Genomic DNA, 13,929 nt, shown 5'->3' on the forward strand with positions numbered 1-13,929 from the left:
GGTGTCCTCGCTACCGGCCTCGCGCCGGGGGCCGCAGCAGCTCGTCCATGCCGGGGATGCTGCGCTGCGGCAAATCGGGAAGTCGCGGGCGATACTCCGGCGGAAGCCACGAGACAAGCGTCCCGGCGCCATCCGCCACCAGGGGTAGGGTCCGTGCGTCGCGCACCGGCTCCGGCCAGCGATCGACAGCGGGAAGCAACAGCCCGCCGACGATATAGGCGAGGACGACCAGGAAAGCACCCCGCGCGAGACCGAAGACCATGCCGAGGGCGCGGTCCAGACCCCCGAGCACGGAAGCCCGCACCCTGCCGGCGAACCAGCCGATCATCAGCTTGAGCACCACGAGGGCAACCAGGAAGACACCGCCGAGCGCGATGATCTCGGCCAGCCAGTCCGGCTCGACCCAGGTCTTCACCAGCGGCCCGGTGCCGGGCAGCATGTAGAGCGCGAAGAGCACGGCGCCGGCCCAGGCGCCGACGCCCAGCACCTCCTGCACCAGCCCGCGAAAGAAGGCGATGAGCGCCGAGAGGGCGAGCACCGCGAGGACAATGCCGTCCACCCAGGTCATCGGCGCCAGCCTATAGCCAAGCCCTGTCCGGCTGTCACTCTTCCTCTGGCCCTTCCGGCGGAGCCTCCGCCCCGGCCCGCGCCGCCCCGGCCTGGCCCGCCGCCGCCGCGGCGATCGGGGCCACCAGATCCGCCAGATGCCCGACCTCGTCGAGCCGCAGCCCCTCCGGGCCCTTGCCCGGGGTCCGCCCCCCCCGCGCCACGCGGCGGGGCAGGGTGGCGCCGGCGAAGCCGAGCTTCGCGGCCTCGCGCAGGCGGAGATCGGTCTGCGCCACCTGCCGCACCTCGCCCGAGAGCCCGACCTCGCCGAAGAAGACCCGGTCCGGATCGGTCGGCCGGTCGGTGGCGGCGGAGACCAGCGCGGCGGCCACCGCCAGATCGGCCGCCGGCTCGTTGATGCGCAGCCCGCCGGCGATGTTCAGGTAGACGTCGTTCTGGCCGAGGCTGACGCGGCACCGGCTCTCCAGCACCGCCATCAGCATGGCCAGCCGCCCGGAATCCCAGCCCACCACCTGCCGCCGGGGCGAGCCGCCGGAGGCCGAGGGCGAGAGCAGCGCCTGGATCTCCACCAGCACCGGGCGGGTGCCCTCCATGCCGGCGAAGACGGCGCTGCCGGAGATGTTGCCGCGCCGCTCGGCCAGGAACAGGGCCGAGGGGTTGGCCACCTCCATGAGCCCCTTGTCGGTCATCTCGAAGACGCCGATCTCGTCGGTCGCGCCGAAACGGTTCTTCACCGCCCGCAGGATGCGGAACTGGTGCCCCCGGTCGCCCTCGAAGTAGAGGGTGGCATCGACCATGTGCTCCAGAACGCGGGGACCGGCCAGCGTGCCCTCCTTGGTGACATGGCCGACCAGCACGACCGCGAAGTTGCGGGTCTTGGCCAGGCGCGTCAGCTCGGCGGCGCAGGCGCGCACCTGGCTGACCGTGCCGGGCGCCGAATCGAGGCTGTCGAGCCAGACCGTCTGGATCGAATCGACGATCACCAGCGTGGCGTCACGCTCCTCCTCCAGGCTGGCCGCGATATCGCGCAGGCTGGTGGAGGCGGCGAGGCCCAGCGGGCTCTCGGCCAGGCCCAGCCGCAGGGCGCGCAGCCGCACCTGGTCGATGGCCTCCTCGCCTGAGACATAGAGCACGCGCCGGCCCGCCGCGGCGATGCGCGCCGCCGCCTGCAGCAGGATGGTGGACTTGCCGATGCCCGGATCTCCGCCCACCAGCACGACCGAGCCCGGCACGAAGCCGCCGCCCAGCACCCGGTCCAGCTCCGCCATGCCGCTCACCGTGCGCGGCGGCGGCGCCGCGCGGCCCTTCAGCCCGACGAACTCCAGCTTCCGCCCGCCGCCCGACTTGCCGGCCGGGCCGGGGGCGCGGACCTCCGGCTGCTCCTCGACGATGGTGTTCCATTCGCCGCAGGTGTCGCAGCGGCCCTGCCAGCGCGGCGCCAGGGTGCCGCAGTTCTGGCAGACGAAGCGGTTCGGGGACTTGGCCATCCGGCAGATATGGAACAGAAGAGGTACGGCGGAAAGGGGAGGCGTCAGGCCGGGCGGGGTGGCGCGGCCCCGCCTTCGCCATAGAGGTCGTCGAAGAACCGCCGCTCCAGGGCCACGGCGCGGCGGAACAGGGCGAGGCAGACATCCGCCTCCGCCGGCCCGACCCGGTCCAGCTCGCCACGCAGCCAGCCCACGAAGTCGCGAAAGGCCTCGTTCGCGTGCAGGGCGATCCATTCGGCATGGACGAAGTCGGGCGGCGGCGGCCCCTCCAGCCGGCTGGCCCAGCTCAGGTAGAGCCACTCGGCGACGCAAAGCACGGCCAGGCAGCGGGCATAGGACCGGCTCTCCGCCGCCACGCCCATCAGCGCCTGGAAGCTGCGCGTCGTCTCGCTCAGCGCCGGGGCGTCGCGCTCCGCCGCTGGCACGCCGAGCGCGTCGAAGGCGCGCTGGAAATAGGTGTTCTCGTCGCTGGTGATCATCGCCAGGAAGCGCGAGAGGCGCAGCCGCGCGGCATAGGAATCGGCGCTGGCGATGGCGGCCCCCAGCAGCGCCACGAAGCGGTCGATGAACTGGTAGTCCTGCACCAGGTAGCGGCGCATCACCGCCGGCTCCACCCGCCCGGCCAGCAATTCCTCCACGAAGCGGTGTCCGGTCGCCGCCTCCCAGTCGGCGGCACAGCGCTGGCGCAACTGTGCCGAGAAGCCTGGTTCCGGTGTCGCCCTGGCCATCCTGCCGCCTCCCTTCCTTGTCCCTTGGCCCCTTCCCCTCCCGCGAGGGGTCGCCGCCGCGATGGATTCTGCCTAGAGACAGGATCAGAGACCACCGCCCCCGAGAGGATTTTCCGCATGACCAGCTATGATCTCATCCTGCGCGGCGGACGCTGCGTGCTGCCCTGGGGCGAGGCGGAGGCCAATATCGGCGTGCGCGCGGGCCGGATCGCCGCGATCGGCGCGCTCGGCGGCGCCACGGCGGAGCGCGAGATCGACTGCCGCGGGCTGCATGTCCTGCCCGGCCTGATCGACCCGCATGTGCATCTGCGCGACCCCGGCGATCCGGCGGTGGAGACGATCCCGACCGGAACCCGCGCCGCCGTGCTGGGCGGAATCGCCACCGTCTTCGACATGCCGAACACCACCCCCTCCATCACCACGCAGAGGGCGCTGGAGGAGAAGCGGGCCTATGCGCAGGGGAAGTCCTGGTGCGACATCGGCTTCTATATCGGCGCCGGCAAGTCCAACATCCCGAAGCTGGCGGCGCTGGAGCTGGAGCCGGATGTCTGCGCCGTGAAGGTCTTCGCCGGCTCCTCCACCGGCGACCTCCTGGTGGAGGACGATGCCAGCCTGGAGCGGGTGATGCGCTCCGGCCGCCGCCGCGTCTGCTACCACTCGGAGGATGAGTACCGGCTGCAGGAGCGCAAGCCGCTCTATGCCGCCGGCGGCCCGCACCGGCTGCACGCCGAGTGGCGCGATGTGGAATGCGCCTTCCTCGGAACCCGCCGCCTGATGGCGCTGGCGCGGGAGACCGGCCGCCCGGCGCATATCCTGCATGTCTCCACGGCCGAGGAGCTGGCCTATCTGCGCGACTTCCGCGACGTCGCCACGGTCGAGGTGCTGGTGAACCACCTCAGCCAGACCGACGAGGCCTATGACCGGCTCGGCGGCTACGCGGTGATGAACCCGCCGATCCGCGACGAGCGGCACATGCGGGCCGCCTGGGCCGCCGTCGCCGATGGCACGGTGGACTGCATCGGCTCCGATCACGCGCCGCATTCCCGCGCCAACAAGGAGAAGCCCTGGCCGGCCACCGCCGCCGGGCTGACCGGGGTGCAGACGCTGGTGCCGATCATGCTGGACCACGTGAACGCCGGCCGCCTCAGCCTCGGCCGGATGGTGGACCTGATGGCCGCCGGCCCGGCGCGCGTCTATGGCGCGGTGACCAAGGGCCGCCTGGCCGCCGGCTTCGATGCCGATTTCACCATCGTCGACCTGCGCAAGACCCGCACCATCGAGGAGAGCTGGATTGTCTCGCCCTGCGGCTGGACGCCCTTCGCCGGCCAGTCCTGCACCGGCTGGCCGGTGATGACGCTGGTGCGCGGCCATCTGGTGATGCGTGAGGACGAGATCCTGGGCGAGGCCATCGGCGCGCCGGCGCTCTTCCACTAAGGGGGTCTGCCGGGAGGTCGCGCCTCATGCCGGCGTGGACCGGGGATTCTCACCTGAGAGAGGGTCGCGCCGCCTTCCCTGAAAAAAGGAAGGGGGCGCGGACCGGGACCTGCACGCCCTGCCCGCGTGCAAGAAAGTCTGGCGGATGGCGTCCCCCTTCAGGTGCCACCAGCCTGGAGCGCGCGGTTCGCATAGTGACACGCGCTCCGTCCCGGCCCGCTCCCGACACCTGGCCTCCCCTGCAGGCCAGGTATCGGTTCCCGCTGCGAGCGAGGACTAGCGGACCCGGGGAGAGTAGTGCGGGATCCGGAGCGGTGGGACGGTAGTAACCGCTTTCCGCCAGCCCTCGCTGCAACTGCGAGTTAGTCGCAATAAACGCTGTCCCCTGGCCGGCGTCAAGCGGATTCCTCGGCCTCCTCGAAATTCGGTTAGGACCACCGACTCCACCAGCTCGGCGACCGCGACGCCCTGATGCATGGCCTTGCCGACGCGGACGTCCTGAACAAGGCGTGCGCGGCCTTGCGCACCTTGACCTCGCTGATAACATCGCCCCGCCGGTCGACCACCGGCTGGCCATGCTCGGAGATGACCGAGGCCCAGCCCCATACGGTGCGGAGGCTGGTATCGGCCTTCATCAGCTCGGCCTCGGCGCTCTGCGGCAGGTCGACGCGGACGGCGGGGGAGTCGTCAGGTGGGATGACGTCGGTCACGGGGGGGCTCCTCGGGCAGCGCCGACGGCAGGCCGGCGAACAGGCGCGTGTAGGTGGCGAAGGCGTCCTCGATCTGCGCCTCGGCATTGGCCTCCTGGCCGTCGGAATGCATGGCCGCGGCGCCGATCGCGGTCATGAAATCGACCACCGCCATGAGCGTCGGGGCTTGGCGGTCGGCGCCCGCATGGTGCCGCAGCACGTGCGCATCCATGGCCTCGCGGCTGTGCAGGCGGGTCGGCCGGAAGGCCGGGTCCTGGCCGGTGAAGATCCGCCAGACCCGCGTGGCCTCGTCGATGTCCCGCTGCACCCCGGCGTGCGCGGCGGCCGACGGATCGGGCTGCTCGAGGGCGAGGCGGACGCGCTCGACATAGGCCTGCGCGAGGTCGCGCAGCACCCCATCGACCACCTTGAGGTCGCCGAGATAGCCGGGATGGGCGGCCTCGCGCAGCGCGGCGGCGGTGGCGCGCGCCGCCTCGGCCGGGACGGCGCCAGCGGGGCGGCCCTGGTCGGGGGCAGGAGCGGGATTGGGCGGCGGACGATCAGACATCGCAGAACCTCGTGCGGCGGAGGGGTCATTTGGGCGGCATCATTCGGGCGGCAATGCGATCACGTCGACGATCACACGCCATAGGCTCCCACACCCTTGCCCCATAGGCCATTGGTGACGCCCTGCTGCACCCTCAGTACCGCGAAGCGGGTGCCCGGCGGCAGCACCATCTCCATCTCGTTTCATGCATCGACAAAGTACCGTGCAGGTCCGAATTCCACGGGCAGGTCCGATTTCCGGCACGGAAAGGTCCTGTGCGGATAGCGCACGGCGTTGCGGGGCGTGGGAGGGCCGACCTAGTGTCGCGGGATGGCACCGGCCCGCGCTGACAGCGGGCGGCGGAGGAAACCATGCTCAACCAGGAAAATCCCGCATGATCAACAAGATCGTCCGCGACATGGCCGAGGCCATGCAGGGCATCGCCGATGGCTCCACAGTCCTGGTCGGCGGCTTCGGCTCGGTCGGCCAGCCCGATGCGCTGATCGACGGCCTGATCGAGCAGGGCGCCAAGGATCTCACCGTCGTCGCCAACAACGCCGGCGCCGGGCGCGTCGGCCTGGCGCGGCTGATGGAACTCGGCCGCGTGCGGAAGATCATCTGCTCCTTCCCGCGCAGCGCCGGCTCGGTGGTCTTCGAGGAGCTGTACAAGGCGGGCCGGCTGGAGCTGGAGATCGTGCCGCAGGGCACGCTGGCCGAACGCATGCGCGCCGCCGGCGCCGGCGTGCCGGCCTTCTACACCCCGACCGGCTACGGCACCCTGCTGACCGAGGGCAAGCCCACCGCCGAGTTCGGCGGCCGCCCCTGCGTGCTGGAGCACGCCCTGCCGGGCGATGTGGCGCTGGTCCAGGCGCACCGCGCCGACCGCTGGGGCAACCTCACCTACCGGCGCTCCGGCCGCAACTTCAACCCGGTGATGGCCATGGCGGCGAAGCTCACCATCGCCCAGGTCGACCTGATCGAGCCGCTCGGCACGCTGGACCCGGAGCATGTCGTGACCCCCGGCATCTTCGTCGACCGCGTCCTGACCCATCCCGTCGCCTGAGGAGGCCATCATGAGCGAGACGAGCTTCACTTCCTGGTCGCGCAAGGACATGGCGCGGCGCCTGGCGCGGGACATTCCCGAAGGTTGGTACGTCAACCTCGGCATCGGCATCCCGACCATGGTGGCCGACTACGTGCCGCTGGAGCGCGAGGTGGTGTTCCATTCCGAGAACGGCCTGCTCGGCATGGGCCCGGCGCCCGGTGAGCTGGATGCCGATCCCTGGCTGATCAATGCCGGCAAGCAGCTGGTCACGCTGCGCCGCGGCGGCGCCTATGTGCACCACGCCGACAGCTTCGCCATGATCCGCGGCGGGCATCTCGACCTCTGCGTGCTCGGCGCCTTCGAGGTGGCGGAGAATGGCGACATCGCCAACTGGGCGACCTCGGCCAACGACACCGCCCCCGCCGTGGGCGGCGCCATGGACCTCGCCGCCGGCGCCAAGAACCTCTGGGTCATCATGGAGCACACGACCAAGGAGGGCCGTTCCAAGCTGGTTCGCCAGTGCGGCTATCCGCTGACGGCGATGCGCTCGGTGCGCCGGGTCTACACCAACCTCGCCGTGCTGGACGTCACGGAACAGGGCTTCGCCGTGGTCGAGATGGCGCCGGGGCTGAGTTTCGACGACCTGCAGGCCCGGACCGACGCGCCGCTGCGCCAGGCGGAGCCCGCCTGATGGCCGAGGCCTTCATCTGCGACGCCGCGCGCACCGCCATCGGCCGCTATGCCGGGGCGCTCGCCGCGGTGCGCGCGGACGATCTCGGCGCCGTGCCGATCCGGGCGCTGGTGGCGCGCCACCCCGGGCTGGACTGGGGCGCGCTGGACGACGTCGTGCTCGGCTGCGCCAACCAGGCCGGCGAGGACAACCGCAACGTCGCGCGCATGGCCCTGCTGCTGGCCGGCCTGCCGGACAGCGTGCCCGGCAGCACCGTCAACCGGCTCTGCGGCTCGGGCATGGACGCCACCGGCATCGCCGCCCGTGCCATCAAGGCGGGCGAGGCGGAACTCATGCTGGCCGGCGGCGTCGAGAGCATGACCCGCGCGCCCTTCGTGCAGGGCAAGAGCGCGGAGGCCTTCGGCCGCCAGGCGGAGATCCATGACACCACCATCGGCTGGCGCTTCGTCAACCCGCTGATGAAGGCGCGCTACGGCGTGGATTCGATGCCGGAGACGGCGGAGAATGTCGCCGCCGACTTCCAGATCTCGCGCGCCGACCAGGACGCCTTCGCCTTCCGCAGCCAGCAGCGTGCCCGGGCCGCCATGCTGCGCGGCCGCTTCGCCGAGGAGATCGTCCCGGTCGAGATCAGGCGCCGCAAGGGCGAGCCGCTGATCGTGTCCGAGGACGAGCACCCCCGCCCGGAGACCACGCTGGAGGCGCTGGCCCGCCTGCCCACCCCCTTCCGCCGCGAGGGGGGCAGCGTGACCGCCGGCAATGCCTCGGGCGTGAACGACGGGGCCTGCGCCATCCTGCTGGCCAGCGAGGACGCCGCCGCGCGCCATGGGCTGACGCCACGCGCCCGCGTGGTGGCCAGCGCCACGGCCGGGGTGCCGCCGCGCATCATGGGCTTCGGCCCGGCGCCGGCCACCCGCAAGGTGCTGGAGAAGGCTGGCCTCTCGCTCGGTGAGATCGAGGTGATCGAGCTGAACGAGGCCTTCGCCGCGCAGGCGCTGGCGGTGACGCGCGACCTCGGCCTGCCGGACGACGCCGAGCATGTGAACCCGAATGGCGGCGCCATCGCGCTCGGCCACCCGCTTGGCATGTCCGGCGCGCGACTGGTGCAGACGGCGGTGGCGGAACTGCACCACCGCCGGGCCCGCTACGCCCTGGTCACCATGTGCATCGGCGTCGGCCAGGGCATCGCCATGGTGCTGGAGCGGGTCTGAAGGGCGGACGGGCCGGCCTTCGCCATCGGAATGGACGAACCGGATCGTCCGGTGTCCATGCCCTCCCGCAGCTCTCCCTCGCGCGCCCCCCGGGCGCGCGGGGCGGCGGCTCGATCACGGCCGCGGCGCGGCGGAGGGCGCCGCCAGGCGGCGCCGAGCCTACTGCGTCATGGCCGGCGCCAGGCGAAGCCCTCCGCCGGCATCACGGCCAGCGCCTCGTCCAGCCGGCGGCGGTCCGGCGAGAGAGCGCAGGCGGGATCGGTCCGCGCCGCGTCGCCGGTCAGCGCCAGCGCCTGACAGCGGCAGCCGCCCCAGTCCAGCTCGCGGCGCTCGCAGCTCCGGCAGGGCTCGGACATCCATCCCGTGCCGCGGAAGCGGTTGAAGGCGGCCGAGCCATACCAGATCTGCTCCAGGCTGCGCTCGGTGACACGGTCGAAGGACAATCCGGGAATGCTTTCGGCGGCATGACAGGGCAGCACGGCGCCGCTCGGCGTCACGTTGAGGAAGCGCCGCCCCCAGCCGCCCATGCAGGCCTTGGGCCGGCTGGCATGATAGTCCGGCGTGACGAAGTCGATCGCCATCCGACCCGCCAGGCGCCGCTCCGCTCCGGCCACGATCTGCCGTGACCGCGCGACCTGCGAGGCGTCCGGCATCAGGGCCGCGCGGTTACGCAGCGCCCAGCCATGATACTGCGTATGCGCGACTTCCAGCCGCGTGGCGCCCATCCGCTCGGCCAGGGCGATCATCGCCTCCAGCGCGTCCACGTTCTCCCGGTGCAGCACGGCGTTGACGGTGAGCGCCATGCCGGTGGCATGGACCGCCTCGGCGAGCGCGAGCTTGCGTGCATGGGCGCCGCGGAAACGCGCGATGTGGTCCGCCGCCTGCGCATCGGCATGCTGGATGGAAAGCTGCACATGCGGCAGGCCGGCGGCGGCAAGCGCCTTGAGCCGTGCCGCGTCCAGCAGCACGCCGGAGGTGATAAGATTGGCATAGAGGCCGACTTCCGTGGCCGTGGCGGTGATCGCCTCCAGATCCGGCCGCGCTGCCGGCTCGCCGCCCGAGAGATGCAGTTGCAGCACGCCGAGCGCCGCCGCCTCGCGCAGCACCCGCTGCCAAGTGGCCGTGTCGAGTTCGGCGTTCCGCCGCTCCAGGTCCACGGGGTTGGAGCAGTAGGGGCACCCGAGCGGACAGCGGTGGGTGAGTTCGGCCAGCAGGCCCAGCGGTGGCGGGATCGCGGGCGGTCCTGGGACGTTCACGGCTGCACCAGCCCCTTCCGCCGCAAATCCTCCAGGACCTCGCGGACGTCCTCGGCGATGGCGGAGGCCGGCGCGTCGTATTCCTCGGCCAGCGCGGCGGCGAGCCGCGCGACATCGTGCTGTCCATCCAGCCGCCGCAGGATGGCGTAGGCCACGTCGTCCAGCACCAGGACGCGTTCAGGCGCCAGCAGCACCCAGCTCTCGCGGCGCCTGTCATAATGCAGCCGCACATGCGGCGAGAGGCGGGGCGCGCTCACGTCGGGCGGAAGCCGCCAGGCGGGATCAGGCCCGGCACGACATAGGCGTGATGCAGGGCGTCGAGCTGCGCCCACAGGACATCACACTTGAAGCGCAAGGCCTCCAGCACCTGGGCCTGCTGCTCCGGCGTTCTCGCCTCGCGGCGGACATAGTCCAGGGCGAAATCGGAATCGCGCGGCGCCTGCTCCATGCGGTGCGAGAAATAGTCCAGGGCCGCGGCGTCGATGAAGTCGTAGTGCCGCAACATGCCGGCGACGCGTTCGGAGATGATGATGGGCGAGAAGAGTTCCGTCAGCGAGGAGGCGACGGCCTCCAGAAGCGGGCGGTCGCGAACGAAGCGGACATAGGCATCCACGGCGAAGCGCGTCGCCGGGAGGATGCCGGTCCCGGCCTCCACCTGGCCACGCTCCAGCCCCACGCCATCGGTCAATGCCAGCCAGCGTCGGATGCCGCCCGGGTTGTCCGCGTCGCCGTCATGATCCTCCAGCCGCTGCCGCCATACGCGGCGCAGCGCCGGGTCCTCGGCGCGGGACAGGAAGGCGGCGTCCTTCAGCGGGATGCGGCTCTGGTAGTAGTATCTGTTCAGCGCCCAGGCCTGCACTTGGCCCCGGGTCAACGCCCCGTCATGCAGCAGGCGATGGAAGGGATGCAGGTTGTGGTAGCGCTCGGCGCCGATGGCGCGCAGCGCGACCTCCAGCTCCTCCGGGGACAGCAGCGGGCTCACCATGACAGCTCCAGGCCATCCTCCGCGATCTCCCACCCTCCTGCCGTCGCCTCGTTCCGCTCTGGGGAGCCCTCGCGCAGCACGGGGTTGGTGTTGTTGACATGGATCAGCACCTTCCGGCCGATGTCGAGGCCGGACAAGGCGGCGAGCGACCCGTCGGCGCCCGAGAGTGGCTGATGGCCCATCTGACGCCCTGTCCTGCTTCCGACGCCGGCCCGCGCCATCTCGTCGTCGGTCCAGACCGTGCCGTCGAAGAGCAGGAGTTCCGCCCCCTGAATCCGTTCGCGCAGCGCCGCTGTCACGGCATGACAGGCGGGAATGTAGTAGGCGCGCCGGCCATCCCGCGCCTCGACCTCCACCGCGACGGTGTCCTCGGCCTCGGCCTCCGCCTGCGCCTCAAGGTAGAGCGGCGGCTTGCCGGGGATGGCGAAGAGTCGCAGGCGGGCTCCGCCGGGCAGGTTCCAGACCTCCTCCAGAGGCAGTGGCCGGCGCGTCACGCATTCGCCGGATAGCGCATCGAAGATGCGGTTCTCCGCCAGAATGCCCAGGACGCGCTGCGTCGCCCGCAACTCGAAGGCGTGCCGCTCCCGCAGGGATAGCAGGCCGGCAAGCTGGTCAATCTCGCCCCCCGTGAGCAGAACATGCGAGAGCGGACTATGGCGCGGCTGCCGGTTGTTCGGATGCAGGACAGGCTGCCGCGCGATCTGCTGCAGCAGCTCCGGCGCGGCATTCACCAGCAGCCAGTCCCCCTCCTGCAAGGCCATGGCCAGGGAGGACTGACTGCGCGGACGGAGATGCGGATCACCGGCCCGCACCGCCCGGCAGTTCGGACAGGCGCAGTTCCATTGGGGAAACCCGCCACCGGCCGCGGCGCCCAGCACGAGCCAGCGCATCCCTCGCGGATCACTCCGCAACGGCGTAGGAATTGATCTCCATGCCGGTACGGATCTCGACGATTCGAGGCTTCTTCCAGATCTTCATGCGGCTGCTCCTCAGCGGTTGCGCCCTGGCCGGGGTCAGGGCGCCCCATGGCCTGGCATCCCGCTCAACGCGGCCCCGGAAGCGGGAGTTGCCGTGGGGATGATGAAACATGACATATCGGAAACCTATCCTGCCGGGCAGGATTGAGGCGGCATCGCTGTCTGAGACGGGAGTTGCCCATGCCCATCACCTCGCGCCGGCTGATCCTGGCCTCGGCCCTCGGCGCCGGCGGCCTATTGGCCGGAAGGGCCGGGGCCCAGGAGGTTCCTGCCGCCGGCATCGGCCGCGCTCCCGCCCTGCCGGCGCCCGATCTTCGTCACGAGACACGCAACTTCTCCCGCCAGATCGGCTGGCCGGAGGGCAAGACGCCGCGCGCCGCGCCAGGCTTCGCCGTGACCGAATATGCGCGCGACCTCGACAGCCCGCGCTGGATGCATCTCCTGCCGAATGGCGACGTTCTGGTCGCCGAGGCGCGTACCCTGCCGAAGCCGGCCCGGACGGCGGAGGAGCGGGAGCAGCAGGCACAGCAGAAGCGCGCGGGCACCGTGACCGGCGGCAGCGCCAACCGGATCACGCTCCTGCGTGACGTGGATGGCACCGGGCAGCCGGAGCGCCACGTGCTGCTGACCGATCTGAACCAGCCTTTCGGGATGCTCTATCGCGAGGGGCGGCTCTACGTGGCGAACACGGACGGCGTGCTTCGCTTTCCCTTCCAGCCCGGCGAGACGCGCATCGACGGCAGCCGGGCCGAGCGCATTCTCGATCTGCCCGCAGGCGGCTACAACAACCACTGGACGCGCAACATCATCGCCAGTCCCGATGGGCGGCGCCTCTACGTCTCGGTCGGCTCGGCCAGCAACAATGGCGAGTATGGCATGGAGGAGGAGCGGCGCCGCGCCGCGATCCTGGAGATCGATCCCGACGGCGGCGGCCAGCGGATCTTCGCCCATGGCCTGCGCAACCCCAATGGCATGGACTGGGAGCCCGTGACCGGCGCGCTCTGGACCGCGGTGAACGAGCGCGACAACATCGGCGACAATCTGGTGCCGGATTATATCACCCATGTGCGCGAGGGCGGCTTCTACGGGTGGCCCTACAGCTACTGGGGCAGCCATCCCGACCCCCGAATGGCGCATGAGCGGCCCGACCTGGTGCGCGCCGCCATCGCACCGGACTACGCGCTGGGCAGCCACACGGCCTGCATCGGCCTGCAGTTCCTGCGCGGCACGGCGGTGCCGGAACGCTACCGGGGCGGCGCCCTGGTGGCGCAGCGCGGCTCCTGGAACCGCAGCGCGTTCAGCGGCTATCGCGTCGCCTTCGTCCCCTTCGCCGGGGGCCGGCCGAGCGGTCTGGCGGAGGACTTCCTGACCGGCTTCATGCCTGACCCGGAGCGGGGCGAGACCCACGGCCGGCCGGTCGGCGTGATCCAGGACGCGCGCGGCGCCGTGCTGGTGACGGACGACACCGGCAACCGCATCTGGCGCGTCGCGCCCGTCGCTTGAAAGGCGCCGCCTGGGGCCGCGTGACGCGGATGCGTTGAACCCCCGCCGCCGCGGGCGCATGATGCGGCGGCGCCACGCTGGCGCCGCTGTCTCCTGGGGGCTTCATCGTCATGGATCTACCCGCCCCCGGCCTGCTGCCGGACGGCCTCCGCGTCTACGCCATCGGCGACGTGCATGGCTGCGCCGACCGGCTGGAGGCCCTGCATGCCCGCATCGCGCGGGACTGGCGCGACCGCCCGGCGGCGCGCTGCGCCATCGTCCATCTGGGCGACTATATCGATCGCGGCGAGGCCAGCGCGGCGGTGCTCGACCGCCTCGCCGGGCCCGGGCCGATCGCGGGGGCGGAATGGATTCTGCTGCGCGGCAATCACGAGGCGATGATGCTCGACGCCCTGACGGCGGGGCCCGGAACGGTGGCCGAGGATCTCTGGCTGTGGAATGGCGGCGACGCCACCCTGGCCAGCTACGGCGCCGAGGACAGCCGCCTGGTGCTGCCGGAGGCGCATCTGGCGCTGCTGCGCGGCCTGCGGCCGTCCTGGTCGGCGGGCGACTATTTCTTCGTCCATGCCGGCATCGACCCGCGTCGCGCCCTCGAGAGCCAGCGCGAGCTGGACCTGATGTGGATCCGCGAGCCCTTCCTCTCCTGGCCCCGGCCGCTGCCGCGCATCGTCGTCCACGGCCATACCCCCTCCCGGGCCCCGGAACTGCGGCGCTGGCGAATCGGCATCGACACCGGCGCGGTGGCCGGAGGCGCCCTCACCGCCCTGGCGCTGGACGCCGCCAGCCTGCGGTTTCTCTCGGCATGAGGCCGC

16 protein-coding genes are annotated in these 13,929 nt (G+C 71.5%); 6 read left to right on the plus strand and 10 right to left on the minus strand.

Annotated elements, in window-relative coordinates:
* Positions 1-10: 10 nt before the first annotated feature.
* From ACF3NH_RS02720 to ACF3NH_RS02730, 3 genes are read right to left on the minus strand one after another with little or no spacing between them, the layout of a single operon-like run.
* Positions 11-568, minus strand: a complete 558-nt coding sequence (locus ACF3NH_RS02720) for a CvpA family protein (protein ID WP_422921768.1) — start codon at positions 566-568, stop codon at positions 11-13.
* Positions 569-602: 34 nt separating this feature from the next.
* Complete coding sequence (gene radA, locus ACF3NH_RS02725; protein ID WP_422921769.1) at positions 603-2,054, minus strand: DNA repair protein RadA; 1,452 nt, start codon at positions 2,052-2,054, stop codon at positions 603-605.
* A 44-nt stretch (positions 2,055-2,098) separates the two neighbouring features.
* Complete coding sequence (locus ACF3NH_RS02730) at positions 2,099-2,782, minus strand: TenA family protein (RefSeq protein ID WP_198365903.1); 684 nt, start codon at positions 2,780-2,782, stop codon at positions 2,099-2,101.
* Between the two features lie 117 nt (positions 2,783-2,899).
* On the opposite strand from ACF3NH_RS02730, the gene ACF3NH_RS02735 reads away from it, so the two are divergent.
* Entirely contained in the window at positions 2,900-4,216 is a 1,317-nt protein-coding gene (locus ACF3NH_RS02735; RefSeq protein WP_422921770.1) for a dihydroorotase, read from the plus strand.
* Positions 4,217-4,644: 428 nt separating this feature from the next.
* Here the strand turns inward: ACF3NH_RS02735 and ACF3NH_RS02740 are convergent, their stop codons facing one another.
* Together ACF3NH_RS02740 and ACF3NH_RS02745 are read right to left on the minus strand one after the other, a co-directional pair.
* Entirely contained in the window at positions 4,645-4,926 is a 282-nt protein-coding gene (locus ACF3NH_RS02740) for a hypothetical protein (protein WP_422921771.1), read from the minus strand.
* Positions 4,904-5,473 carry a hypothetical protein gene (locus ACF3NH_RS02745; protein ID WP_422921772.1) on the minus strand — a complete coding sequence of 190 codons (570 nt, stop codon included), beginning with the start codon at positions 5,471-5,473 and terminating at the stop codon, positions 4,904-4,906. Before ACF3NH_RS02745 ends, ACF3NH_RS02740 begins: the two co-directional genes overlap by 23 nt.
* Positions 5,474-5,846: 373 nt before the next feature.
* Here ACF3NH_RS02745 and ACF3NH_RS02750 point away from each other — a divergent pair, with 373 nt between their 5' ends.
* From ACF3NH_RS02750 to pcaF, 3 genes are read left to right on the plus strand one after another with little or no spacing between them, the layout of a single operon-like run.
* Positions 5,847-6,515, plus strand: coding sequence for a 3-oxoacid CoA-transferase subunit A (locus ACF3NH_RS02750; protein ID WP_422921773.1), 669 nt, complete (start codon positions 5,847-5,849; stop codon positions 6,513-6,515).
* Between the two features lie 10 nt (positions 6,516-6,525).
* Complete coding sequence (locus ACF3NH_RS02755; RefSeq protein ID WP_422921775.1) at positions 6,526-7,188, plus strand: 3-oxoacid CoA-transferase subunit B; 663 nt, start codon at positions 6,526-6,528, stop codon at positions 7,186-7,188.
* Complete coding sequence (pcaF, locus tag ACF3NH_RS02760; RefSeq protein ID WP_198365897.1) at positions 7,188-8,396, plus strand: 3-oxoadipyl-CoA thiolase; 1,209 nt, start codon at positions 7,188-7,190, stop codon at positions 8,394-8,396. Before ACF3NH_RS02755 ends, pcaF begins: the two co-directional genes overlap by 1 nt.
* A gap of 167 nt (positions 8,397-8,563) precedes the next feature.
* On the opposite strand, the gene pqqE is transcribed toward pcaF, so the two are convergent.
* The 5 genes from pqqE to pqqA are packed head-to-tail and all read right to left on the minus strand — an operon-like array spanning position 8,564 to position 11,726.
* Positions 8,564-9,652, minus strand: coding sequence for a pyrroloquinoline quinone biosynthesis protein PqqE (gene pqqE / locus ACF3NH_RS02765; RefSeq protein ID WP_422921776.1), 1,089 nt, complete (start codon positions 9,650-9,652; stop codon positions 8,564-8,566).
* Positions 9,649-9,909 (minus strand): pyrroloquinoline quinone biosynthesis peptide chaperone PqqD, encoded by a 261-nt coding sequence (gene pqqD / locus ACF3NH_RS02770; RefSeq protein ID WP_422921777.1) that lies wholly within the window; start codon positions 9,907-9,909, stop codon positions 9,649-9,651. Before pqqD ends, pqqE begins: the two co-directional genes overlap by 4 nt.
* On the minus strand, positions 9,906-10,634 hold the full coding sequence (gene pqqC / locus ACF3NH_RS02775; RefSeq protein ID WP_198365894.1) for a pyrroloquinoline-quinone synthase PqqC: 729 nt from the start codon (positions 10,632-10,634) through the stop codon (positions 9,906-9,908). Before pqqC ends, pqqD begins: the two co-directional genes overlap by 4 nt.
* Positions 10,631-11,527 carry a pyrroloquinoline quinone biosynthesis protein PqqB gene (gene pqqB / locus ACF3NH_RS02780; protein WP_422921778.1) on the minus strand — a complete coding sequence of 299 codons (897 nt, stop codon included), beginning with the start codon at positions 11,525-11,527 and terminating at the stop codon, positions 10,631-10,633. Before pqqB ends, pqqC begins: the two co-directional genes overlap by 4 nt.
* A 10-nt stretch (positions 11,528-11,537) precedes the next feature.
* Positions 11,538-11,726: a pyrroloquinoline quinone precursor peptide PqqA gene (gene pqqA / locus ACF3NH_RS02785; RefSeq protein ID WP_422921779.1), complete on the minus strand. Its 189-nt coding sequence runs from the start codon at positions 11,724-11,726 to the stop codon at positions 11,538-11,540.
* Positions 11,727-11,794: 68 nt separating this feature from the next.
* Here pqqA and ACF3NH_RS02790 point away from each other — a divergent pair, with 68 nt between their 5' ends.
* Together ACF3NH_RS02790 and ACF3NH_RS02795 are read left to right on the plus strand one after the other, a co-directional pair.
* Positions 11,795-13,117, plus strand: coding sequence for a PQQ-dependent sugar dehydrogenase (locus tag ACF3NH_RS02790; RefSeq protein WP_422921780.1), 1,323 nt, complete (start codon positions 11,795-11,797; stop codon positions 13,115-13,117).
* A 110-nt stretch (positions 13,118-13,227) separates the two neighbouring features.
* Positions 13,228-13,923, plus strand: coding sequence for a metallophosphoesterase family protein (locus ACF3NH_RS02795; RefSeq protein WP_198365891.1), 696 nt, complete (start codon positions 13,228-13,230; stop codon positions 13,921-13,923).
* Positions 13,924-13,929 lie beyond the last annotated feature (6 nt).

This window comes from Pseudoroseomonas sp. WGS1072 (assembly GCF_049340465.1).
Lineage (GTDB): Bacteria > Pseudomonadota > Alphaproteobacteria > Acetobacterales > Acetobacteraceae > Pseudoroseomonas.

Bases quoted from the DNA above. Each gene is read 5' to 3' on its own strand.
- ACF3NH_RS02720 (WP_422921768.1), bottom strand. From the start codon at position 568: ATGACCTGGGTGGACGGCATTGTCCTCGCGGTGCTCGCCCTCTCGGCG.
- pqqA (WP_422921779.1), bottom strand. From the start codon at position 11,726: ATGTTTCATCATCCCCACGGCAACTCCCGCTTCCGGGGCCGCGTTGAG.
- ACF3NH_RS02755 (WP_422921775.1), top strand. From the start codon at position 6,526: ATGAGCGAGACGAGCTTCACTTCCTGGTCGCGCAAGGACATGGCGCGG.
- radA (WP_422921769.1), bottom strand. From the start codon at position 2,054: ATGGCCAAGTCCCCGAACCGCTTCGTCTGCCAGAACTGCGGCACCCTG.
- ACF3NH_RS02745 (WP_422921772.1), bottom strand. From the start codon at position 5,473: ATGTCTGATCGTCCGCCGCCCAATCCCGCTCCTGCCCCCGACCAGGGC.
- ACF3NH_RS02750 (WP_422921773.1), top strand. From the start codon at position 5,847: ATGATCAACAAGATCGTCCGCGACATGGCCGAGGCCATGCAGGGCATC.
- ACF3NH_RS02735 (WP_422921770.1), top strand. From the start codon at position 2,900: ATGACCAGCTATGATCTCATCCTGCGCGGCGGACGCTGCGTGCTGCCC.
- ACF3NH_RS02730 (WP_198365903.1), bottom strand. From the start codon at position 2,782: ATGGCCAGGGCGACACCGGAACCAGGCTTCTCGGCACAGTTGCGCCAG.
- pcaF (WP_198365897.1), top strand. From the start codon at position 7,188: ATGGCCGAGGCCTTCATCTGCGACGCCGCGCGCACCGCCATCGGCCGC.
- pqqB (WP_422921778.1), bottom strand. From the start codon at position 11,527: ATGCGCTGGCTCGTGCTGGGCGCCGCGGCCGGTGGCGGGTTTCCCCAA.
- ACF3NH_RS02795 (WP_198365891.1), top strand. From the start codon at position 13,228: ATGGATCTACCCGCCCCCGGCCTGCTGCCGGACGGCCTCCGCGTCTAC.
- ACF3NH_RS02790 (WP_422921780.1), top strand. From the start codon at position 11,795: ATGCCCATCACCTCGCGCCGGCTGATCCTGGCCTCGGCCCTCGGCGCC.